Raw genomic sequence first — 20,570 nt, 5'->3', positions numbered from 1 at the left:
TTACCAATATTTTCCTATTTCAGAATGAAATTGCTCAGCAATCTCTTTGCCCTGTGCACCCGTTAAGGCTCTACCCGCAATGAAAGATTTGGCAGACAGGTGTTTAAACAAATGCAGATCGTCAGGCACAATACCACCAGTTATGGAGAGTTCAATTCCCATATCCGACAAAATCCGCATTTTATTTAGGTCTTCTGCGGTCCAGCTCACACCCGCTAGCTCCGCGTCACGAGAACGATGATAAATAGCTTGAGTGATCCCCATATCTAGCCATTGCTGGGCGTCGTCGACAGTCCAATGGCCATAGAGCTCTATCTGAACTTCGCCACCAAACTTATCGGTGACGTTTTTGGCTGAACGAATGGTTTCGATATGTGCCGCTGCGCTCACTGTCACCCAATCGGCGCCCGCTTCCATCGCCATTTCCGTCAATATCGCACTGGCGTCGGTGATTTTCATATCACAAACAACCAGGTGATTGGGGTAGCGTTTTCTAACAGCTTCCACGGCGCCAACACCATGTGAAAAAGCCAGAATGGTACCAATTTCGATGACATCGAGTTGTTCGGCGATAGGTTCAACGGCGCTGAGCGCTTGATACAGATCGGTAGAGTCGAGCGCGAGTTGCAATAGCGGTTTAGGCATGAATGTCGTCCTCAAATTGTTTAAAGAGCTGAACGAGGTGTTGATAGCGGCGGAACTTGTTCTGATAACGTTGATAGTTCTCTTTGTTGGGTTCAATACGCGTGCTGTTCCCGGTGAGTGCAGCGGTGCACTCGGTCAAAGATTGAAACTCACCCGCCCCCAACATCGCCATCATGGCCGCGCCCAGTGAGCCAGTTTCGTCGATTGCCGAGATTTCTACCGTCATACCGGTGAGATCCGCCAGCATCTGCATCCAAACTGGGCTTGACGCAGGCCCTCCTGTGACTTTTAAAACCTTGGCGTGAGGAAAGCGCAGACGCATGCGTTCTAAATGGACATTGTGACAAAAGAGAATGCCCTCCCAGATGGCCTGGATAAGGTGCGCTTTTGTGTGGTGAGACTGAAGGCCGTAGAAGCCAGATTTCAGACCCAACCCTTGATTGGAACCATAGAGAAACGGGACAAAAAACACGCTGCTGCTAGCGGGCTCAAGTTGTGAGACGAGAGCTTGGTTTTCGGTATGGTTGAGGACGCCATTGTCGCCCAAGTATTCAGAAAACCACTCATAATTGCCGGCAGACGTAGGGCTGGCTTCATGAATAATGTATTCGCCATCTATGACATAGTGTCCGTAGACAAAATTGTGCGCTTGCTCTGTCACAGTTGTGGCGATGCCTGACGTCACAGCCCATGTTCCCATTACGTAGTTCAGAGCGTGAGCAGACGCATTGATGCCCGAGCAGACTGCGGTCGACACAACATCGAACAAACCGCCATACACGGGCGTGCCCTCGAGCAGTCCGGTCTCCTTGGCGACAGACTGAGTGATTTTACCTGCAAGCTGTGAAGGCGAAACAATGGGTGGGAGTGCGTGGAATAACTCTTCGATACCAAAGGTTTCGAGCAATGAACGGTCGTATTGACCCGTGTGAGCGTTGAAGTAGTTGCTCTCTGAAATGTTGGTGAGCTCGGCATAAACTTCGCCAGTCAGTCGATAACGCAGATAGTCATGAGACATTAAAACGGAGCCAATGTTATTGTAACGTTCGATATCGTTCTCTTTGATCCAACGAAGAATCGAAACGGGGTGCCCTGTCCATAAAGTTTGTAATGTGGTCGGGTAAATCGCTTCCGCTTTTCCCTCATTGAGCCAGTTTTTTACGATCCTCAAGGCGCGAGCATCAGAAGACATAATGCCGTGACCGAGGTTATTTCCATGCCGGTCTAGCAGGTAGACGCCTTTGCCTTGTGCGGAAATACTGATCCCTTTGATTGTCTCGGGCGAAACCAGTGTGGTATCGAGTAACTGCCTGATGGCGCTGACGGCGTCGCCCCATAATGCGTCGAGATCACGTTCCACCCAACCTTTTTGCGTATTGATGACGCTGGCTGAGACCCTGGCCAAGCCAAGTTGCTTGCCTTGGGCATTGTAGAGCGCGGCTTTCATGAACGTACCGCCGGAATCGATGCCTATGTAGTGGTTCATGATGTGGACTCCAGAAGACTATTATGGATTTTGACCACCAGTTTGCGCACCGGGCGTGAATCGCCATCGTCAATATTGGTGATGTGGATGGTTTCAGGTGTAAACAGATAAAAGTGACCCGGACGGGCACGCAGCAAATTGAGCTCGATGCCTTGTCGTTGATAGAACTGCAGGTCACGTTCTGCCTGATAGGGCTCGGCGTGGGTGTGGGTGCCGTTATCCAGGGCCCATGCCATCATCTCCGTGCCTTCGAGGACGATTTGCAGATCGCTGTGATGTCGGTGCACTTCTGGAAGAAACGAGTCAATCGGTGCCTTGTCGTAGTCGAGGATCACAAACCAGGCTTTCGTTTCATCAAATCCAGGTAATGTATGGCGACCTGCGGGGAGGGCTTTCACATCCAAGCTCTCTAATGTGGCTAAAAGGCGTTGAATCGCGACGGGATAGCCGGTGGCGCAGGCTGAATGTTTGAGTTGACCAACTAACATAAATAGGCTCCTTGCGCTTACACAGACGCTTTGTGATGAAAAACAGACGACAGTAAATGCGCAAGACTGGTGGGATGGTCGTTGTCGCCATCGGTGACGAGCGTGGCGACATTTTGCACCGCATCACTGGCGTTGCGCATGGCGATCCCTAACCCGGCTTGGGTGAGCATAGAGATGTCATTGTGGTTATCGCCCACGGCAACACACTCAGACAGGGTAAGCCCTAGAGGTTCGATGTAGCGCTTGAGGGCATTCCCTTTGCTGTTGCCCTTGGACGCAAAGTCGACGCGGTCATGCCAGGAGCGCTCCCCATTAAAGTTGTCACGGACAAAAGGCAACGACAAAAAGTGGTCGACGTCGCCTTCGACGACAAACTTCCAAATATGCTCGGTTTTTGTCATCTCTTCATGGAAGTCCTGTATTGTGAAAATATTCGGTCTGTCCGTTGCTGGAAATTGGTGAGACCACTGTTCAAGCGCGTGCATGTAGTCGACGGGGTTGTGCTGTGAGTAGAGCATCGCATCACGCACATACATGACCATCTTGAGTTGGTAGTCTTGTGCGAGCGTGATGAAGGTCTCGGCATTTGGTTTGGCGATCGGGTTGGCACTAAGCACCGTGTCTGTTTTGTAGTCATACACGTACGTACCATTGCAACAAATAATGGGCGTAGAGAGGCCCAATTGCTGGTAGTACGGTTTCGCCGCAACGTGGTGTCGACCGGTGACGATCACCGTGTGGACTTTTTTCGAAAGCGCTTGGATAACCTCAACAAGCGGCGAGCTTATCTCGTGCTTGGAGTTTAGAACGGTTCCGTCCAAATCGAGTGCCAACAATGAATACATAGCGCCTCCTTACTTTTGCCCGTAATAGGCGTTTTTACCGTGCTTACGCAGGTAGTGCTTATCGAGCAGCTCTTTTTGAATCGCCACTTCCGGACTGATGGCACGTGTTGCCGTTGCCATTGCTGCGATTTCTTCCATCACGACCGCATTGTGCACCGCATCAGCCCCATTTTTTCCCCAAGTAAAGGGAGCATGGCCTGCGACGACGACACCTGGCATTTCGAGCGGGTCAATCTGTCGTTGCTGGAATGTTTCAATAATCACTGTGCCGGTATTGCGTTCATAATTGGACTCAATCTCGGCTTTGGTCAGTAGGCGAGTACATGGCACATCACCATAGAAATAGTCGGCATGGGTCGTGCCTAGTGCCGGTATGTCTCTCCCCGCTTGTGCCCAAATCGTCGCGTTGCGAGAGTGGGTATGGACGATCCCGCCGATATTAGGAAAGGCTTTGTAAAGCTCAATATGGGTCGCGGTATCGCTGGAGGGGTTGAGAGTGCCTTCAATGCGTTGACCTTCTAAATCGATCACCACAATATCGTCCACGCCCATTACGTCGTACTCAACGCCCGATGGTTTAATGGCAATGACGCCCAATGTGCGGTCTATTTCAGAGACGTTTCCCCAGGTAAACGTCACTAATCCATATTTGGGTAACAGAAGGTTCGCTTTGAGTACCCTTTCTTTCAGTTCCTGATACATAGTCATGGTTATCGCTGTCCATTGTTGGGGGAGGCCATCGCTCTTAATGTGAGCGATGGCGCACTGACGTTATTGAGCGGCGAGCTTGATCTTGTTGATCATAGTGTCGCCATTTTGTTTGATATAGGCACTCCACACGGGCTGAATAGCTTCTTGGAACGCTTTACCGTCGACATCGCGGTTCACTTCCATGCCATTGGCTTCAAGCTGAGCAATCATTTGATCTTCCTTGTCGATGCTGAGCTTACGTTGCATTGCGACCGCTTCTGCCGATACTTCTTCGATGATCTTCTGCTCTTCGGCATTCAAGCCGTTGAACTTGCGTAGATTCATCGTTAAAACAAGAGGTGAGTAAGCGTGCTGAGTCAAACTTAGGTACTTCTGAACCTCATCAAACTTAAAAGAGAGGGTGACGGAAATAGGGTGATCTTGTGAGTCCACGACACCGGTTTCGAGCGCGGTATACAGCTCAGAAACAGGCAGCTGTTGTGGGTTGGCGCCGAGTTCATTGAACATGTCGTTCAGGGCTTTTGAACCGTTGACACGCATCTGCAGACCTTTGACGTCACTTGGGACTCGGATCGGTTTATTGTTATTGGTCATATTGCGATAACCATTTTCTGGGTAACCCAACCCTTTCAGACCAAAATCTTCAAAGCGCTTCAACACTTCCTGACCAGGCTCGCCATCAAGCACTTTGTATGCGGTTTGACGATCAGGGAACATGAATGGCAGCGTGAAAGCGGCTGATTCTGGCATTAGACCGTTGTAGTTGTTCAAGCCCACCATGGCCAAGTCCACGATGCCTGCGCGCGAGCCATCGATCATTTGTTTGTCACTGCCCAACTGCCCTTGAGGGTAGATATTCACGATCAACTCACCTTTCGAGCGTGCCTCGACTTCTTTTTTGAAAAATAGAGACATCTCTTGTTGCAGATCTGACTCTGGCGCTGCGTGCGCGAGTTTGAGTGTGGTGGCAGCAAACGCGTTGGAGCTAAGTGCCAGAGTGGATGCGATTAGTGTTGTTTTAAGTAGGGTTTTCATTATTGTTTCTCCGTTAGGGATTAACCAATGACGAACGACATTGGTACAGTGATGATGCTTGGAAATATGACAAACAAAGCAAGCAGCGCCATGTAGGCAGCAATAAAGGGTAGGACTCCTTTAACGGCTGTCGACATAGGTACTCTCGCTACACCGCATACGACGTTCAGTACGGTGCCTACGGGAGGCGTAATCAGGCCGATCGAACAGTTAATCACGAACAAAAGCCCGAAATACGTGGGGTCTATCCCTGCCATTTTGATGACAGGCATAAAGAGTGGAACCAATATTAATATGGTTGGACTGAGGTCCATGACCATGCCCACGCACAGTACGAGCAGCATGATCACCGCCATCAACAATCTAGGACTGTCAACCAGTGGACCGAGCAATTCGACAAGTTGCTGAGGCAGTTGCGCGACCGTCACCAACCATGCTGCGACCATGGCACAGCCGACTAGGAACATGACCATGGCGGTCGAACGGCCAGCATTAAGTAAAATATGGTAGAACTTACTTAAGGTCAGCTCTTTGTAGATAAAGGTTGAAATAAAGATGGCGTACACGGCTGCGACAACGGCCGCTTCTGTCGGCGTGAAGATACCAAAGCGGATACCGACGATAATGATGATCGGTAGCAATAGCGCCCAAGTCCCGTCTTTCAACGCTGCGCGTTTTTCTTCTCGACTGGCTTTCGGACTGGTCTCTAGCTTTTCTTTGCGTACGGTCATGCGCCACATAAACATCAGCGTCATACCCATTAGGAGGCCAGGTACAATCCCACCTAAGAAAAGGTTTTTTATCGAAATACCCCCGGCCACCCCAACGAGGATCAGAGGGATCGATGGGGGGATGACTGGCGCAATAATACCGCCTGAAGCAAGGAGCCCCATTGACGGCGCCTCTGGGTACTTGGCGGCTTTCATCATCGGATAGAGGATACTGACGAGTGCTGCCGCATCGGCCACCGCAGAGCCAGACAAACCAGCCAGTAGGACCGATGTCATGATGGCGACGTAACCCAGCCCCCCTTGACGGTGACCGACGTACGTCGATGCCAAACGGACAATCCTTTGTGATAGACCACCCGAGGCCATCACCTCTCCCGCGATGAGAAAAAACGGGATAGCCAGTAGGGTAAAGCTATCAACACCATTGATCAGCGACTGAGCCAAGATGTCGGCACTAAAAAAGTCCATATTGACCATCAACGCCATCGAGGCCAACAGCAAGGCAAAGGCAACAGGAAGGCCGAGCAAGATGGAAATAATTAGGACAGATAAGAAAATTGCGAGAGTCATAGTGGGCTCTCCTCATTGGCATCATCGAGTTGCCAATCTGGTTTGAAAATACGGACGAAAGCGATGACAGCCATTAATCCTCCGGAGATGACACCGGCTAAGTAGAAAAGCGCCGATGGCAGACCTGTCAATTGAGAAATATCAGACCAGTTCGCCATCATTTGTCGATAAGCGCCGACATAAAGCATGCCTACAGCGATCAAGACGATGCACCAACACAGACGTCTTAATACAGGCACAGCTTTGGGCATTAAGCGTTCGGAAAACTCAGAAACGGCTAGGTGTTCACCTCGGCGCAGCACAACCGCAGCGCCAAGCATGACAATCCACACAAGCCCAAGGCGAGAGAGTTCAACAGAGGGACGAAGACCAGAAGAGAAACCGTAGCGCAATACCACGTTGGTAAACACGAGCGCAATCATGCACGCCATAATAATGGCCATGAGAACGTCTATCGATTTCCATATGCTCTTGAATACACTTTGCATAACGCTTTCCTCACCTTAAGCGAACTAAAGTGACGTGATTTGTTGCCAAATGCCGTCGTTGATCTCGATACCACCTGCAGCTTCATGCTTTTTGATGAAATTGCTGATCTCTGATCCTGCGATCATGACGTTGCCAGTTTCCGCGGGCTCAGAGGCCAGAACATAGTCGCGAATACGCTGCATTTCTTGCGCATATCGACCTTTGTCCATGGTTTTGCTTAGATCAATGGCGATAAGAAATTGTGATACACCGAACTCGCCCCCCATGTCCTCGGTCAGAGCGGGAACGGAATAACCACCAGAGATGGCCGTCAACATCATGTCCAGTACGATAGCCATCGAGGAGCCTTTCCAAAAACCCATAGGCAGTAGACGTTTGTTCTCCCAAAGGGTATGAGGGTCTTTGGTCAACTCACCGTTGTCGTCAAAACCGCCAACCACAGGGAGCTCTTTATCTGCGAGGACGAAGTTTTGTAATTGGCCATAAGAGAATTGCGTCATCGAGCAATCCACCACAACAGGAGGATCGCCGGCAATCGCCATAATCAGCGGGTTGGAACCTAAGCGATGATCTTTGCCGCCCCATGCTGGCATGACGGCGATAGAGTTGGTGGACGCGATACCGGCAAAGCCTTCTCTGGCCATTTTTAACACGTAGGCCCCGCCTCTCATCCAGTGGTTTGAATTGCGCATCCCGACCATACCAATGCCAAATTCTCGGGCTAGTTCCATCGCGCGTTCTGAGCAAATCAGGCCGTTTAAAACGCCCGGGCCGAAATTGCAATCCCATTGCTCCAATGCGCCCATACTGTTGACGCATTCTGGTTCAGCATTCAATTTGATTTGACCTTTATCCACTTGCTCAATGAACACCGGAAAACGGTTGATACCATGGGAATAAGTACCTTCGTTTGCCATTTCTACAAAACCCGCAGCGAGTTTGGTGGCCATCTCCGGTTTCATATCTCGAGCGAGTAAAATACGTTCGTATTCTTGTTGTAATCTGTCTGTGGATACTAAAGGCATGTCGTCTCTCCAATGTGAAATTCCATAATTCGGAATTTATTATTGTGAAAGTTTCAAAATAAAACTGTGAGCCAAGTGGTGATCCATTTTCTGGGCTTATGGATTTTGCCCAAACTGTTAGCTGGCTAATAAATGAAATAAAAAGTTTGGTTAATTCCGAACTGCGGAACAAATAGTGAGGTCTGGATCAATAATCGATAGAAACTTTGCGTGAAACGAAGGGAGATAACGAATACAAGGCATGAAGTTGGGGGCTTACATCGTCATTTTCGGTGGTGCGCTCTAGTTTTGGTCAGACCCTTTAACCAAAAAAAAGGGCCGTGAATGCGTAAGGTCGGGCAAAGGGAGGCGCACTGAGCGGAATTTATCGGGCTTTTCTTTTTTCCCTTGCTCTAATCAAGTAAACTTGGCTAGCCGAGTTTACGTCGATGACGTGACTCCTCATTCCTTTCCTTTGCGCAATCAGTGAGCCACTATGCTACAAAATCCTCTTCAGCTTCGCCTAGAGAAGTTAGAGCCTTGGAAACAGATTACCTTTATGGCGTGTCTGTGTGAACGTATGTACCCCAACTATGCCCTATTTTGCGAAACTACCGAATTTGCGCAGCCGCGCATCTACCGTGACATTCTAGACAGTATTTGGGAGCAACTGACGGTAAAAACCGCCAAGGTGAACTTTGAGCGCCAGCTTGAAAAACTCGAAGAGCTGATCCCAAGCTCGGAAGATTTTGATTTCTACGGCGTGTTCCCGGCCATTGATGCGTGTGTCGGCTTATCGACGCTATTGCACGGCTTGCTTGACCGAGACTACCTCTACGACAACATGCAGAAAGTCAGCCAGCTTTCCGTGATGACGGTCGCCAACCTCGAAGAAGCGCAAACTGGCGTCGCCATTACCAATGACAACCAAAAGCAAAACGAAGCCGTATGCGCAGAGTGGGATGTGCAGTGGGCGATCTTTAGACCACTAAAAGAGGCCACCGAACGCGACATCGATTTGATTAAAGACTTACGCCTAGAGCTGAAAGAAGAAGGTGTAAGTAATATAGGGGTGAGTTTCTAGAGGCGAGTTCCTAGATGAGAGTGCCTAGTTTCTAGTGCCTAGTTCCTAGAGGTGGGTACCTAGATACTTGAAGTGGGTTTCCTCATTGAGTACCGACTTCTTCTAGAAGCGAGCCCCCCGAAACCAGTGCCCAGATCCTAACATTTTCCCTCTAGAAACTAGGATCTAGGCACTAGGAACTCCCCCACCTACTTCGGCGGTTCGGTTGGCTCTTCAGCCACCTTTTCCGCTTCACCCTCATCCTCATCACGCTTTTCAATCACGCCATGGGTTTGTTTCCACACTTCCCAGCGCTCAAACGCCAACTCTTGCATGTTGGTGGTATGGTCGGCCTCGTCGACGATGTTCTCACCGACTAAGTGCTCGAAGATGTCCTCTAGGGTCAAAATCCCCTGAATGGTGCCGTACTCATCGACCACCATCGCCAGTTGTAAGCGTTTTGCCATCATCTGCTCAAAGGCTCTTGGCAGCGACAGAGTGTTGAGCAGCACATGAATCGGGCGCATCACGGAACCCAACTGTTTGTCGCCGTGGCCCTGCTGCTTGAGCTTATACAGCTCCAATCGATGCACAAAGCCTAGGATGTTGTCCTTTGACTGGCTGTAAATCAGCGGGCGCGAAAACGGCGTATCTGGGTAGGCTTTGAGAAACTCTACAATCGTCATCTCAGCATCGACACGAAACACCACCGGTCTTGGCGTCATCACTTGGGTGACAGGCACATCTTGGATGCCGAGCAAGTTGGTGAGGATCTTTGACTCCCCTTCGGCAAACTCACCGCTTTCACGGGCTAAGATCGCCATCGCGGAGAGCTCATCGCGCATTTTTGGCGCTTGATGACCGCTGGCTAGGCGCTTGGTGATTTGCTCTGAAAACCACACGAACGGCGTTAGGGCCCACACCATCCAACGTAAAGCAATGGCTGAGGCCGGTGCGAGCTGACGCCAGTAGGTCGCGCCTAGGGTTTTCGGCACAATCTCAGACAGCACCAAAATGCCAAGCGTCAGTACGCCAGAGAACACGCCCAACCACTGACTGCCAAACACCACCGCCGCCTGAGCGCCTGCACTGGCCGCGCCAATAGTGTGGGCGATGGTATTGAGGGTAAGAATCGAGGCCAATGGGCGGTCGATGTCCTGTTTTAAGGTTGCCAGTTTGCTTGCCGCAGGGTGACCTTGCTGGCGAAGCTGGGCAATGTAACTGGGGCTGATACTGAGCAGCACCGCTTCTAACACGGAGCAAATAAACGATACGCCAATCGCAACAGAGACGTAAATAATGAGCAGTAACATACAGTTCCTATAGCAAAAACAACCCGAAAATTGAACGCATTCGGGTAGCGTAGCATGGTATTGACGCCAGTGATAACCGACGTCGAAGCCCATTCTGAGGTTATAAATATGGCTAATTCACTGAAAAAACAAGCATCCGATCACAGTGTGAAAGTAACAAATTGTGAGTTGAAGCTCATATTATGGCTAAAAGTACGCCATGAAAGTCAAAGATCGCCGACAAACCTTTGCCAGATGGGGCATTTATGTTTTAGAGTGAGTTGAATTCGATAACCTATGAGAAGGGAAACCTAATGAACAAGACCCAATTAATCGACTTTATCGCAGAGAAAGCAGACCTATCTAAAGCGCAAGCTAAAGCTGCTCTTGAAGCAACTCTTGACGGTGTGACTGACGCACTTAAAGAGGGTGACCAGGTTCAACTAATTGGTTTTGGTACATTCAAAGTAAATCACCGTGCAGCGCGCACTGGCCGTAACCCTAAAACAGGTGCTGAGATCCAAATCGCAGCAGCTAACGTGCCAGCTTTCGTTGCAGGTAAAGCTCTGAAAGATTCTGTAAAGTAATCGACTTGTTTCATCTTCTATTGCCTTCCTAAGCACGATATTGAATCAATGACGTAAATCCGAGCACTCAGCGACAGGGTTTATGTTGTCAAATGTCATTAGGCAATGAAACAAAATGGGTTACACTACGCCAAGGTATCGATACCTTGGCGTTTTTTATGTCCGGTATTTTTCTGGCGTGTCCTTTCCTGCGTTGGTTTCTTGATATGAAAAGTCTTACTATGAAAAAGCTCATTCTTCCTCTCTTGTTGTCTTCATTGATGGTTGGCTGCTCGTCAACGGTCTCTACCCCTAATCTTGACCAGTTTTCCGAGTATTCTGGCGGCTCGGTGATGGGGGACACGACCAGTCTGTTTTGGTACACCGAATACCTCTCAAGCCCGTTTACGGCGGCCGATTACATTACGGCCGGGGAGTATGGTTGGTATAAGACTGATTACCGTTGGGATGAAGGTGAGCTGCGTGAGTTGATTCGAGAAGGTGAGCAACTGAGCCTGCAGCAGAGTAATGAGCAAGAACTCGTGCCATATCGTATTCATGCTCGCTTCAATAAAAACGGTGAGGCGATTTATCAGCAATACCGGATGGACGGCAAGGTGTTCCCGCTGCGCGCGTCCATGATGGATCAGTTACAGCAAGAGGCGCGCAATGTCGGTGTGCAAACCAAGCAGCAAGCGAAGCAAGGGATTGAGCTCCTCCAAGGCTACTGGGATGGCAGTGAGTTTGAAAGCTGTGAAGGGCGCAGTTACACCGAGATTGAGTTCAACCAGACGCTGCCGTCGTTTGTGGTGAGCCGTTTGGCGTCAATTGATAGCTATGTGGCGTTTCTAGGATCGACTCGCGGCAATCGTGTAGTGGTCGAGGAGTTGCTGATGTTGGCGGAAGATAGCCATGATTGTCTGCAGCGGACGGTGTTGGTGGAGTAGGGGGAAGTTCCTAGTTCCTAGTGGCTAGTGCCTAGAGGGTGATGGGTAATGGGTGGTAGGTAACGGGTGATAGGTAATGGGTAATGGAAAGAAAGAGAGAAAAGGCACGCGGGGCGTGCCTTTTGTGATCATGGGGCTTAGAGAATAGCTAGGGATTACTTTTCTTGCTCACGAGCGATGGCGCGGTAGCCGATGTCGTTGCGGTGGAACATGCCATCCCAGCTGATCTGTTTGGCCAGTTGGTAAGCGCGTGCTTGCGCTTCAGAGACCGTGTTGCCAAGGGCAGTGGCGCACAGAACGCGGCCGCCGTTGGTGGCGACGTTGCCGTCTTTCTCTGTGGTGCCGGCGTGGAATACTTTCTCGCCTTCCACTTCGCTGGTCGGTAGGCCAGAAATGACATCGCCTTTGTTGTAATCACCTGGGTAACCGCCCGCCGCGAGAACAATACCGATGGACGCACGTGAGTCCCATTTTGATTCTGCTTGATCCAGCTTCTTATCGATGGCCGCTAGGCAAAGCTCAACCAAGTCAGATTCCATACGCATCATGATAGGTTGCGTTTCTGGGTCACCAAATCGGCAGTTGTACTCGATCACTTTGGGCGTGCCGTCGCTATCGATCATTAGACCTGCGTAAAGGAAACCTGTGTATGGGTGACCTTCTGCTGCCATGCCGCGTACGGTAGGGTAAATCACTTCATCCATAATGCGGTTGTGGATCTCAGGCGTGACCACAGGTGCGGGTGAGTACGCGCCCATACCACCTGTGTTTGGGCCGGTGTCTTTATCGCCAACACGTTTGTGGTCTTGGCTGGTGGCCATTGGCAGGACGTTCTCGCCATCGACCATCACGATAAAGCTCGCTTCTTCACCGTCAAGGAACTCTTCGATCACCACGCGGCTGCCTGCTTCGCCAAACGCGTTGCCTGCGAGCATGTCTTTGATGGCGTCTTCCGCTTCTTCCAGTGTCATCGCAACGATCACACCTTTGCCTGCCGCTAGGCCGTCAGCCTTAACCACAATCGGTGCGCCTTGTTCACGGACGTAGGCAAGCGCAGGCTCGATGTCAGTGAAGTTCGCGTAGGCGCCCGTTGGGATAGCGTGACGCGCGAGGAAGTCCTTCGTGAATGCTTTAGAGCCTTCAAGCTGAGCCGCCGCTTCTGTTGGGCCAAAGATAGGCAGACCCGCTGCGCGAAAGGCATCCACCACACCGATAACAAGCGGTGCTTCAGGACCAACGATAGTAAGCTCAATCGCTTTCTCTTTGGCAAATGCCACGAGCGCTTCGATGTCTTCCACGCCGATGTTGACGTTTTCCAGTTTTGGCTCAAGCGCTGTACCCGCATTACCCGGTGCAACGAAAACCGTCTCTACTTTAGGGTTTTGCGCGGCCTTCCAGCCCAGTGCGTGCTCACGACCGCCCGCACCGATGATTAGAACATTCATTTAATAATCCTTTCAAAAGTTGGATTACTCTAAGCAGTGGGTGTGGTAGCAAGGCAGTGCTTGAATTCATCCCCGGGAGCATAGCCTAGCTATGTGACCGGGGTGAATGAAAGCGCTAACGCCGCTACCGCGCCCAATGCGACGAGTAATTAGTGACGGAAGTGGCGCATGCCTGTGAATATCATCGCCATACCATGCTCATCGGCCGCAGCGATCACTTCGTCATCACGCATTGAGCCACCTGGCTGAATTACACACTTGATACCCGCTTCTGCTGCCGCATCGATACCGTCGCGGAATGGGAAGAAGGCATCAGAGGCCATGACGCAGCCTTCAACCTGTAGACCTTCGTCAGCGGCTTTGATGCCAGCGATTTTCGCCGAGTAAACACGGCTCATTTGGCCAGCGCCTACACCAACAGTCATGTCGCCTTTTGAGTAAACAATCGCGTTCGATTTCACGTATTTCGCGACTTTCCAGCAGAATAGTGCGTCTTTCAGCTCTTCTTCTGTAGGTTGACGCTTAGAAACCACTTTCAGGTCAGACATATCGACCATACCTTGGTCACGGTCTTGAACAAGCAGGCCACCGTTAACGCGTTTGAGGTCAAAGCCTGTGGTCTTAGTTGTCCACTCGCCACACTCAAGCAGACGAACGTTCTTTTTCGCTGCCACGATGTCGATCGCTTCTGCAGACACAGAAGGTGCGATGATCACCTCAACAAATTGACGTTCAGTGATCGCCGTTGCCGTTTTTGCATCGAGCTCGCGGTTGAAGGCGATAATGCCGCCAAACGCAGAGGTTGGGTCTGTTTTGAATGCACGGTCGTAAGCGTCTAGGATGTTGTCGCCCAGCGCAACGCCACATGGGTTCGCGTGCTTAACGATCACACACGCTGGCGCATCGAACTCTTTCACACACTCAAGCGCGGCGTCAGTGTCCGCGATGTTGTTGTAAGAGAGCGCTTTACCTTGGATTTGGCGCGCAGTAGACACAGACGCTTCTTCTGGGTTGGCTTCCACATAAAACGCCGCCGCTTGGTGGCTGTTTTCGCCGTAACGCATGTCTTGCTTTTTGATGAACTGCTGATTGAACGTGCGAGGGAATTTGCTCTCTTCGTCACCCTCTTTGTTCTCTCCATATGAAGGAACCATAGTGCCGAAGTAGTTCGCGATCATACCGTCGTAAGCTGCGGTGTGTTCGAATGCCGCGATAGCGAGGTCAAAACGCGTCTCTAGAGTGAGAGATTTCTCGTTCGCGTCCATTTCTGCAATAACGCGGTCGTAGTCGTGCGCGTTAACAACGATGGTCACGTCTTTGTGGTTTTTCGCCGCAGAGCGAACCATGGTTGGACCACCGATATCGATGTTTTCCACTGCGTCTTCGAGTGTGCAGCCTTCTTTGGCAACCGTTTGTGCAAACGGGTAGAGGTTCACCACCACCATATCGATTGGGTTGATGCCGTGCGTCGCCATCACGTCGTCATCTTGACCACGACGACCCAGTACGCCACCGTGAACTTTCGGGTGGAGCGTCTTAACGCGGCCATCCATCATTTCTGGGAAACCGGTGTAGTCAGACACTTCAGTGACCGCGATACCTTGCTCTGCCAATAGGCGAGCCGTACCACCAGTCGATAGAATATCAACACCACGGTCAGCGAGTGCTTGGGCAAACTCAACGATACCGGTTTTGTCTGAAACGCTTAACAGAGCGCGGCGAATAGGACGAGCGTTAGTCATGCTTCCATCTTCCTCAAATTCACGAAGTTCAATCAAATGAACGATTAACAATAGTCAGGGGTAATTTATGGCGCGTATTCTAACCAAGTTAGCGCTAAAAAGCTCGCGCAATCGTTTGGCATCGCAAAAAAATTCAAATTTATTGTTACTAGAGGGGGAGTGCCTAGTGGCGAGTTCCTAGTTCCTAGTTCCTAGAGGGGGAATGGGAGGAAGAGGGTTAGGAGGCGTAGAGGATTTTGGCGTTGGTTGCACCTGCTTTCATGTCAGGGAGACCATCGTGGTAGAGGGTGACTTGGTTGCGGCCGGTTTGTTTGGAGTAGTACATCGCTTTATCGGCTTGGATTAGCAGGTCTTTGCTTGAGGCGATGGAGGAGGTGACCTCCGAAATACCAATGCTGACGGTAGGATGAATGGCGTGGCCGTCCACTTGGCACTCGGTTGTCGAGATTGACTCCCGGATACGCTCTGCAACGTCGTACGCGTCAATCGCGTTGGTGTGGCTGAGCACGACACCGAACTCTTCACCGCCGAGACGCCCAAGATAATCGCTGCCTCGCACCACCTGTTTACAGATCTGCGCGACGTGTTTGATCACCTCATCGCCAGACAAATGACCGACTTGGTCGTTAATTTCTTTGAAGTGGTCGATGTCTATCATCAGACAAGCGAGCGGCACTTGCTGCTTTTGAGCTCGGAGCAAGGCGCTATCGAGGCCAGAGAAAAACGCGCGGCGATTGAGAATTTCCGTCAGCTCATCAGTCTCTGATAAGGTTTTTAGCTCTTGCTCTAACAGGTGCGTACGGGTGACATCGCGCACTGACCAAATCACTCGCGGGCCGTGGGCCGTGCTTTGCGGCACGTAGCGCAGGATCGCTTCAAACCAGTTTTCGCTCTCTGCACCCATCGACTCAATGCTATCAATCGGCATCATCAATAAGTCGGTCGGGGCGATGGCGTATTTGACCACTTTGTCGCGTTTGTGCTCAAACACTTCTTCTAAGTAGCTGAGCAGTTGATTGGCTTTGTTGGCGACCAAAACGTCGCTAAGGTGGAGGCCCGTATAGCGCTCGACATCAAACCCTGCGGCAAAGTGCGCGCCGCCAAAACTGTCGGTATAGTGACCTTGCTCATCAAGAATAAAGACGTGATCAGGCAACGAGCTTAGCACATAGCTCAGCCACTCTTCTCGGCTGTCTGTTGGCATGATCTATCTTCCTGATAATTGAGCAAAAACGTTATTTTAACGGATGAGACAGCCAGTGTAATCGCTCTAGGTCACACTTCGGGTCTAAGTTGTTGCTAAATTGTCAATCTAATTAGTGATTTGAATTACTGACTTTTCGCTCAATATCACAACGCGCTTGCAAATTGAGCTCAAATGCTCTCGCCCATTTCGATGCGATTTGATTGCTGAGGGCGTTGAGACACAGACGCAGGTTTCTTTCTTCGAGAGCAAGGGGGTGACTTTAATGCCATCAACACAGAAATGACTCACACTCAGATCGCTTTTAATCCCTGTGAGTCTGTATGGGTAGCTGCGATGTGTTCAAACTGCGTTTCAATGGCAATAAATGCATCAACCACTAGTGGGTCAAAGTGCGTTCCTGCTCCTTCAACAATAATCTCCCTTGCTTTTTGGTGAGAGAAAGCAGGTTTATAAACACGCTTAGAGATCAGTGCGTCATAGACATCAGCAACCGCCATCAATCGGCCAGAAAGTGGAATTTCCTCACCCACTAGTCGATTCGGATATCCACTCCCATCCCACTTCTCGTGATGGGTCAAAGCAATTTCTTTCGCAACAACCAAAAACGAGTTAGAGCCCAGTTGCTGTTCTGCAGCTGAGAGAGCATCCGCGCCAATTTGTGGATGGTTTTTCATTATATCAAACTCTTCATCTGTCAGTTTACCCGGCTTCAGTAAGATGCTGTCGGGAATACCGACTTTACCGACATCATGCAGCGGTGCTGATTTATGAAGGAGATCAATATAGTCAGGAGTCAAAGTGCTTGCCCAAGAAGGAGAGTGGCTCAGATACTCAGCCAATGCTTTAACGTAGTTTTGTGTACGAATAATATGTGCGCCAGTTTCATTATCCCGAGACTCAGCAAGGGAGGATAAACTGGTGATAGCAACATCTCGCGTCAGCTTTAACTCGTTTTGACCCTCTTCCAGTTTGTCTAGCATGCTATTGGCATACGTAGCAATTACGCTCAGTTCATCATTGCCAATAACTGGGACTCGGGAATGAATTTGACCACCCGCTACTCTTTCAAGAGCTTGCTGTTGAATCTCAAGTTTACGTGAAGTGAGCTTCCCTGAAGAGTGAACAATAGCCAGCGCATATCCCCCCAGAATCACGGAAACAAAAATCAATTCTTTGATTACGCTTATCTTTCCCGATCCATCTTGCACAAACTCTGGGTTATGTTCGAGCCAAAAGATGTCTTTTATCGCCACGCTAGAAAGCGATACCGTGAGTACTGTCAGCAGCAACATAACAAACAAGATTTGGTGCTTAAAACTGGCGCTTTTCGTCACATTATTAGCGGATAAACGAGAGGTGTTTTCTTCATTACTCAGCGCAGTAAGCTGTTTAGATAATTCAAGGAGAGCGCCACTAAAAAAGCCAAATAACGTTAAGCCAAAGATGACCTTGAGGTTGCTATCAAGAGTGAAGTCATAGAGAAGGTTATAAAATAGAGCAAAAGGAAGGCTGACAGCGAATAGCAAGCCCGAGTCGAGCTTGGTTAGATTAACACTGCCCCGTCGCTGGAAGATCAACGTTTGTCGAATCGTGAAAGTAAGCAGAAAAACACTTACTGAGTGCAGCATTATCACGCTTAGCGGCAAGGTGTCGAGCATAGGGCAGATTAAGCCGCCATAAAAACCAAAAATAATGGCGGCAATCAAGTAGTACTGTAGAGCCAGGCGATCTTGAAAGGTTTTTATTAGCATTTTTACAAACTTCAGCAAGCAATGTGAAAATCGAACATATCACGGCATGAGATTCAGGGCGAGATTTGGGGGGCATATGAGGGCGCATAAATGCAAAAAAGCAGCTATCCCTGAGGGGTAGCTGCTTTTATATCAATAAGTTAAGGCTTGTAGATTAGTTCATGCCGTACTTTTTCAGTTTCTTGCGAAGAGTACCGCGGTTGATACCCATCATGGTTGCTGCGCGCGTTTGGTTACCGCGAGTGTACTGCATGATGGTGTCTAGTAGTGGCTGTTCTACTTCAGCTAGAACTAATTCGTAGAGTTCTGTGACTTCTTGGCCGTTCAGTTGTGCCAAGTAGTTTTTAAGAGATGCTTTAACAGAGTCACGTAAAGGCTTTTGAGTAATCTGGTCTTGCGAGGTTACTGTAGTTACTGTTAATGCTTCTGAAGTCAGATTTTGTTCGAACATATTCGGTCTAGCTCTTCTCTTAATTATGATGCAACGTTAAACCCGCATGGCTGCGTCGTAGCGACCGCCAATTAGGCTAAATCAAAGTACCCTTCTAACGCTTCAAGTTGCAGCTCTGCTACATCAATGGCGTTGAAGGTCCGGCGAAACTCACTTGCTTGTTCATGCTCTTTTAGGTACCAACCCACGTGCTTACGCGCGATGCGTGGACCTAAATACTCACCATAAAACTCATGGAGAGCGTTCACATGACCGAGCAGGATGTCTTTCACTTCCGAAACCGGAAGGTCAGGCATCGTGGTACCGTTTTCCAAATAGTGTTGGATTTCCTGGAAAATCCACGGACGACCTTGGGCAGGGCGTCCAATCATTAAGGCGTCCGCACCGGTATACTCCAGTACGTGTTTGGCTTTCTCTGGGCTATCGATATCACCGTTCGCGATAACCGGTATTGAGATGGCCTCTTTTACCGCTTTAATGCTGTCGTATTCGGCCTCACCTTTGTACATACATGCTTTGGTTCTGCCATGCAGCGCCAAGGCCTGAATGCCGCAGTCTTCGGCTAATTGAGCGATCTGGACACAGTTTTTGTTATCTGTATCCCAGCCTGTGCGAGTTTTGAGTGTCACAGGGACATCCACTGCGTTGACCACCGCTTTCAGAATCTCTTCGATGATGTCTGGAAACTTGAGCAGCGCAGAGCCCGCGAGCTTTTTATTCACTTTTTTTGCTGGGCAACCCATGTTGATGTCGATGATTTGCGCACCGTTCTCAACGCTAAATTGCGCTGCGTCGGCCATCAACTGTGGATCGGCACCCGCAATCTGCACAGAGCGAATGCCCGATTCGCCTTCATGCACCATGCGTTGCTTAGATTTGGACGTTTTCCAGAGTTTCGGATTGGACGACATCATTTCACTGACGGCCATGCCTGCCCCATATCGAAGACACAACTCACGGAACGGTCTATCCGTGACACCCGCCATAGGCGCGACGATGAGATTGTTCTTAAGTTGGTAGTGTCCGATTTTCAAAACGTCTTCACAGCTTCTGTTCGATGAATAGTCCCCAGCAAGGGCGCGCATTTTACGCATTTTTTTACGCCGTGAAAAGACTAATATTTGAGCATTGACAATTTGTTTTGTTAAATTGTATGAAATTCAGTCAATTAGCCTTGAAAGTCTTATCTAGCCTTGCTTGCGACCCGCTATGCGGCACCACTCACTCTGCTCTTTGATAGGATCAATGTGAAACTCATCACGGTAATAGTCGGCCACATCTTCCGCTTGGGTGTCGAGGACGCCAGACATCGCGAGCTCGCCATTTGGCTTAACTAAAGACTTGATGATGGCAGAAAGCTCACGCAGTGGACCGGCCAAAATGTTCGCCACTACGACGTCGGCAACCAGACCTTCTGGTTGATCTTGAGGAAGGAAGACATCGAGTTTGTCGGCCACACCGTTACGCTCTGCGTTGTCTTTTGAGGCGAGCAGGGCTTGCGGATCGATATCGATGCCGATGACGCGCTCTGCGCCCAGTTTGATCGCCGCGATCGCCAAAATGCCCGAACCACAACCAAAGTCGATCACGGTTTTGCCCGATAGATCGAGACTCTCTAGCCACTCTAGGCAGAGCGCCGTGGTGGGGTGAGTACCAGTACCAAATGCGAGGCCAGGGTCAAGCATCACATTGATCGCGTCTGGCTCTGGGACATCTCGCCAGCTTGGGCAAATCCACAAACGCTCACCAAACTTCATTGGGTGGAAGTTGTCCATCCATTCACGTTCCCAATCCTTATCTTCAAGCTGTTCCACTTTGTACGCGAACCCTTGAGGAAGCAGGCCGCTTTGCGTCATTTGCGCCAGCACAAAATCGGTGTCCGCTTCGGCATCGTAAAGTGCAAGGATGTCGGTGTCGCCCCACAAACGCGTTTCACCCGGCAGCGGCTCGAAGACCGGCGTATCGTGCGCGTCTAAAAAGGTGACCGATAGGGCGCCGGTCTCTTCCATTAACATGTCGCCGATCGGTTCAGCGTTTTCGTTGGTCGCGTTGAGTTTGATTTGAATCCAAGGCATGGTCTGGCTCTGCTCGATAAAAAGGAA

20 protein-coding genes are annotated in these 20,570 nt (G+C 50.0%); 3 read left to right on the top strand and 17 right to left on the bottom strand.

Features of this window, described 5'->3' with window-relative positions; genetic code table 11:
- From AC6R1A_RS07455 to yiaK, 9 genes are all read right to left on the bottom strand, one after another.
- On the bottom strand, positions 1-645 hold the full coding sequence (locus tag AC6R1A_RS07455; protein WP_500630017.1) for a 3-keto-L-gulonate-6-phosphate decarboxylase UlaD: 645 nt from the start codon (positions 643-645) through the stop codon (positions 1-3).
- Positions 638-2,131 carry an FGGY-family carbohydrate kinase gene (locus AC6R1A_RS07450; protein ID WP_500634088.1) on the bottom strand — a complete coding sequence of 498 codons (1,494 nt, stop codon included), beginning with the start codon at positions 2,129-2,131 and terminating at the stop codon, positions 638-640. The genes AC6R1A_RS07455 and AC6R1A_RS07450 overlap by 8 nt, the downstream gene beginning before the upstream one ends.
- Complete coding sequence (locus AC6R1A_RS07445) at positions 2,128-2,619, bottom strand: NanQ anomerase/TabA/YiaL family protein (RefSeq protein ID WP_500634089.1); 492 nt, start codon at positions 2,617-2,619, stop codon at positions 2,128-2,130. The genes AC6R1A_RS07450 and AC6R1A_RS07445 overlap by 4 nt, the downstream gene beginning before the upstream one ends.
- 17 nt (positions 2,620-2,636) lie before the next feature.
- Positions 2,637-3,464 (bottom strand): Cof-type HAD-IIB family hydrolase, encoded by an 828-nt coding sequence (locus AC6R1A_RS07440; RefSeq protein ID WP_500634090.1) that lies wholly within the window; start codon positions 3,462-3,464, stop codon positions 2,637-2,639.
- A 9-nt stretch (positions 3,465-3,473) separates the two neighbouring features.
- On the bottom strand, positions 3,474-4,166 hold the full coding sequence (locus tag AC6R1A_RS07435; RefSeq protein WP_500634094.1) for an L-ribulose-5-phosphate 4-epimerase: 693 nt from the start codon (positions 4,164-4,166) through the stop codon (positions 3,474-3,476).
- Between the two features lie 69 nt (positions 4,167-4,235).
- Positions 4,236-5,210 carry a DctP family TRAP transporter solute-binding subunit gene (locus tag AC6R1A_RS07430; RefSeq protein WP_500634091.1) on the bottom strand — a complete coding sequence of 325 codons (975 nt, stop codon included), beginning with the start codon at positions 5,208-5,210 and terminating at the stop codon, positions 4,236-4,238.
- Between the two features lie 20 nt (positions 5,211-5,230).
- Positions 5,231-6,511: a TRAP transporter large permease subunit gene (locus AC6R1A_RS07425; RefSeq protein WP_500630012.1), complete on the bottom strand. Its 1,281-nt coding sequence runs from the start codon at positions 6,509-6,511 to the stop codon at positions 5,231-5,233.
- Positions 6,508-6,999, bottom strand: coding sequence for a TRAP transporter small permease (locus AC6R1A_RS07420; RefSeq protein WP_500630011.1), 492 nt, complete (start codon positions 6,997-6,999; stop codon positions 6,508-6,510). The genes AC6R1A_RS07425 and AC6R1A_RS07420 overlap by 4 nt, the downstream gene beginning before the upstream one ends.
- A 24-nt stretch (positions 7,000-7,023) precedes the next feature.
- A complete protein-coding gene (gene yiaK / locus AC6R1A_RS07415; protein ID WP_500634092.1) occupies positions 7,024-8,025 on the bottom strand; it encodes a 3-dehydro-L-gulonate 2-dehydrogenase in 1,002 nt (333 codons plus the stop codon).
- Between the two features lie 475 nt (positions 8,026-8,500).
- On the opposite strand from yiaK, the gene AC6R1A_RS07410 reads away from it, so the two are divergent.
- Complete coding sequence (locus AC6R1A_RS07410; protein ID WP_500634093.1) at positions 8,501-9,088, top strand: YjaG family protein; 588 nt, start codon at positions 8,501-8,503, stop codon at positions 9,086-9,088.
- Between the two features lie 188 nt (positions 9,089-9,276).
- On the opposite strand, the gene AC6R1A_RS07405 is transcribed toward AC6R1A_RS07410, so the two are convergent.
- Positions 9,277-10,380 carry a CNNM domain-containing protein gene (locus AC6R1A_RS07405; protein WP_334554741.1) on the bottom strand — a complete coding sequence of 368 codons (1,104 nt, stop codon included), beginning with the start codon at positions 10,378-10,380 and terminating at the stop codon, positions 9,277-9,279.
- Between the two features lie 293 nt (positions 10,381-10,673).
- On the opposite strand from AC6R1A_RS07405, the gene hupA reads away from it, so the two are divergent.
- Both hupA and AC6R1A_RS07395 read left to right on the top strand, forming a co-directional pair.
- Entirely contained in the window at positions 10,674-10,946 is a 273-nt protein-coding gene (gene hupA / locus AC6R1A_RS07400) for a nucleoid-associated protein HU-alpha (RefSeq protein ID WP_100754166.1), read from the top strand.
- A 221-nt stretch (positions 10,947-11,167) separates the two neighbouring features.
- The gene (locus tag AC6R1A_RS07395) at positions 11,168-11,872 is read left to right on the top strand and encodes a DUF1481 domain-containing protein (protein ID WP_500633625.1); all 705 of its coding nucleotides are present in this window, start codon (positions 11,168-11,170) and stop codon (positions 11,870-11,872) included.
- Positions 11,873-12,027: 155 nt separating this feature from the next.
- Here AC6R1A_RS07395 and purD read toward each other — a convergent pair whose 3' ends face one another.
- The 7 genes from purD to prmA form a co-directional block, all read right to left on the bottom strand.
- On the bottom strand, positions 12,028-13,317 hold the full coding sequence (gene purD / locus AC6R1A_RS07390) for a phosphoribosylamine--glycine ligase (protein WP_500633623.1): 1,290 nt from the start codon (positions 13,315-13,317) through the stop codon (positions 12,028-12,030).
- 149 nt (positions 13,318-13,466) lie between these two features.
- Positions 13,467-15,059: a bifunctional phosphoribosylaminoimidazolecarboxamide formyltransferase/IMP cyclohydrolase gene (gene purH, locus AC6R1A_RS07385; RefSeq protein WP_487902799.1), complete on the bottom strand. Its 1,593-nt coding sequence runs from the start codon at positions 15,057-15,059 to the stop codon at positions 13,467-13,469.
- Between the two features lie 217 nt (positions 15,060-15,276).
- Positions 15,277-16,263 carry a sensor domain-containing diguanylate cyclase gene (locus tag AC6R1A_RS07380; protein WP_500633622.1) on the bottom strand — a complete coding sequence of 329 codons (987 nt, stop codon included), beginning with the start codon at positions 16,261-16,263 and terminating at the stop codon, positions 15,277-15,279.
- 293 nt (positions 16,264-16,556) lie between these two features.
- Complete coding sequence (locus AC6R1A_RS07375) at positions 16,557-18,017, bottom strand: HD-GYP domain-containing protein (RefSeq protein WP_500633621.1); 1,461 nt, start codon at positions 18,015-18,017, stop codon at positions 16,557-16,559.
- 154 nt (positions 18,018-18,171) lie between these two features.
- The gene (gene fis / locus AC6R1A_RS07370) at positions 18,172-18,468 is read right to left on the bottom strand and encodes a DNA-binding transcriptional regulator Fis (protein ID WP_000462885.1); all 297 of its coding nucleotides are present in this window, start codon (positions 18,466-18,468) and stop codon (positions 18,172-18,174) included.
- Between the two features lie 71 nt (positions 18,469-18,539).
- Positions 18,540-19,502, bottom strand: a complete 963-nt coding sequence (gene dusB, locus AC6R1A_RS07365) for a tRNA dihydrouridine synthase DusB (RefSeq protein WP_334554981.1) — start codon at positions 19,500-19,502, stop codon at positions 18,540-18,542.
- A gap of 153 nt (positions 19,503-19,655) precedes the next feature.
- Positions 19,656-20,543, bottom strand: coding sequence for a 50S ribosomal protein L11 methyltransferase (gene prmA, locus AC6R1A_RS07360; protein WP_500633620.1), 888 nt, complete (start codon positions 20,541-20,543; stop codon positions 19,656-19,658).
- Positions 20,544-20,570 lie beyond the last annotated feature (27 nt).

It is taken from the genome of Vibrio sp. R10-SG3-ISO3 (genome assembly GCF_059834225.1).
The sequence above is the reverse complement of the archived record's forward strand: the minus strand, read 5'-3'. Positions and strand labels throughout refer to the sequence as shown.

Coding starts and splice junctions, on each gene's coding strand:
- AC6R1A_RS07435 (WP_500634094.1), bottom strand. CDS start 4,166: ATGTATCAGGAACTGAAAGAAAGGGTACTCAAAGCGAACCTTCTGTTA.
- fis (WP_000462885.1), bottom strand. CDS start 18,468: ATGTTCGAACAAAATCTGACTTCAGAAGCATTAACAGTAACTACAGTA.
- AC6R1A_RS07450 (WP_500634088.1), bottom strand. CDS start 2,131: ATGAACCACTACATAGGCATCGATTCCGGCGGTACGTTCATGAAAGCC.
- AC6R1A_RS07380 (WP_500633622.1), bottom strand. CDS start 16,263: ATGCCAACAGACAGCCGAGAAGAGTGGCTGAGCTATGTGCTAAGCTCG.
- hupA (WP_100754166.1), top strand. CDS start 10,674: ATGAACAAGACCCAATTAATCGACTTTATCGCAGAGAAAGCAGACCTA.
- purD (WP_500633623.1), bottom strand. CDS start 13,317: ATGAATGTTCTAATCATCGGTGCGGGCGGTCGTGAGCACGCACTGGGC.
- AC6R1A_RS07425 (WP_500630012.1), bottom strand. CDS start 6,511: ATGACTCTCGCAATTTTCTTATCTGTCCTAATTATTTCCATCTTGCTC.
- AC6R1A_RS07395 (WP_500633625.1), top strand. CDS start 11,168: ATGAAAAAGCTCATTCTTCCTCTCTTGTTGTCTTCATTGATGGTTGGC.
- purH (WP_487902799.1), bottom strand. CDS start 15,059: ATGACTAACGCTCGTCCTATTCGCCGCGCTCTGTTAAGCGTTTCAGAC.
- AC6R1A_RS07420 (WP_500630011.1), bottom strand. CDS start 6,999: ATGCAAAGTGTATTCAAGAGCATATGGAAATCGATAGACGTTCTCATG.
- AC6R1A_RS07430 (WP_500634091.1), bottom strand. CDS start 5,210: ATGAAAACCCTACTTAAAACAACACTAATCGCATCCACTCTGGCACTT.
- AC6R1A_RS07440 (WP_500634090.1), bottom strand. CDS start 3,464: ATGTATTCATTGTTGGCACTCGATTTGGACGGAACCGTTCTAAACTCC.
- AC6R1A_RS07445 (WP_500634089.1), bottom strand. CDS start 2,619: ATGTTAGTTGGTCAACTCAAACATTCAGCCTGCGCCACCGGCTATCCC.
- AC6R1A_RS07375 (WP_500633621.1), bottom strand. CDS start 18,017: ATGCTAATAAAAACCTTTCAAGATCGCCTGGCTCTACAGTACTACTTG.
- AC6R1A_RS07455 (WP_500630017.1), bottom strand. CDS start 645: ATGCCTAAACCGCTATTGCAACTCGCGCTCGACTCTACCGATCTGTAT.
- yiaK (WP_500634092.1), bottom strand. CDS start 8,025: ATGCCTTTAGTATCCACAGACAGATTACAACAAGAATACGAACGTATT.
- prmA (WP_500633620.1), bottom strand. CDS start 20,543: ATGCCTTGGATTCAAATCAAACTCAACGCGACCAACGAAAACGCTGAA.
- AC6R1A_RS07410 (WP_500634093.1), top strand. CDS start 8,501: ATGCTACAAAATCCTCTTCAGCTTCGCCTAGAGAAGTTAGAGCCTTGG.
- AC6R1A_RS07405 (WP_334554741.1), bottom strand. CDS start 10,380: ATGTTACTGCTCATTATTTACGTCTCTGTTGCGATTGGCGTATCGTTT.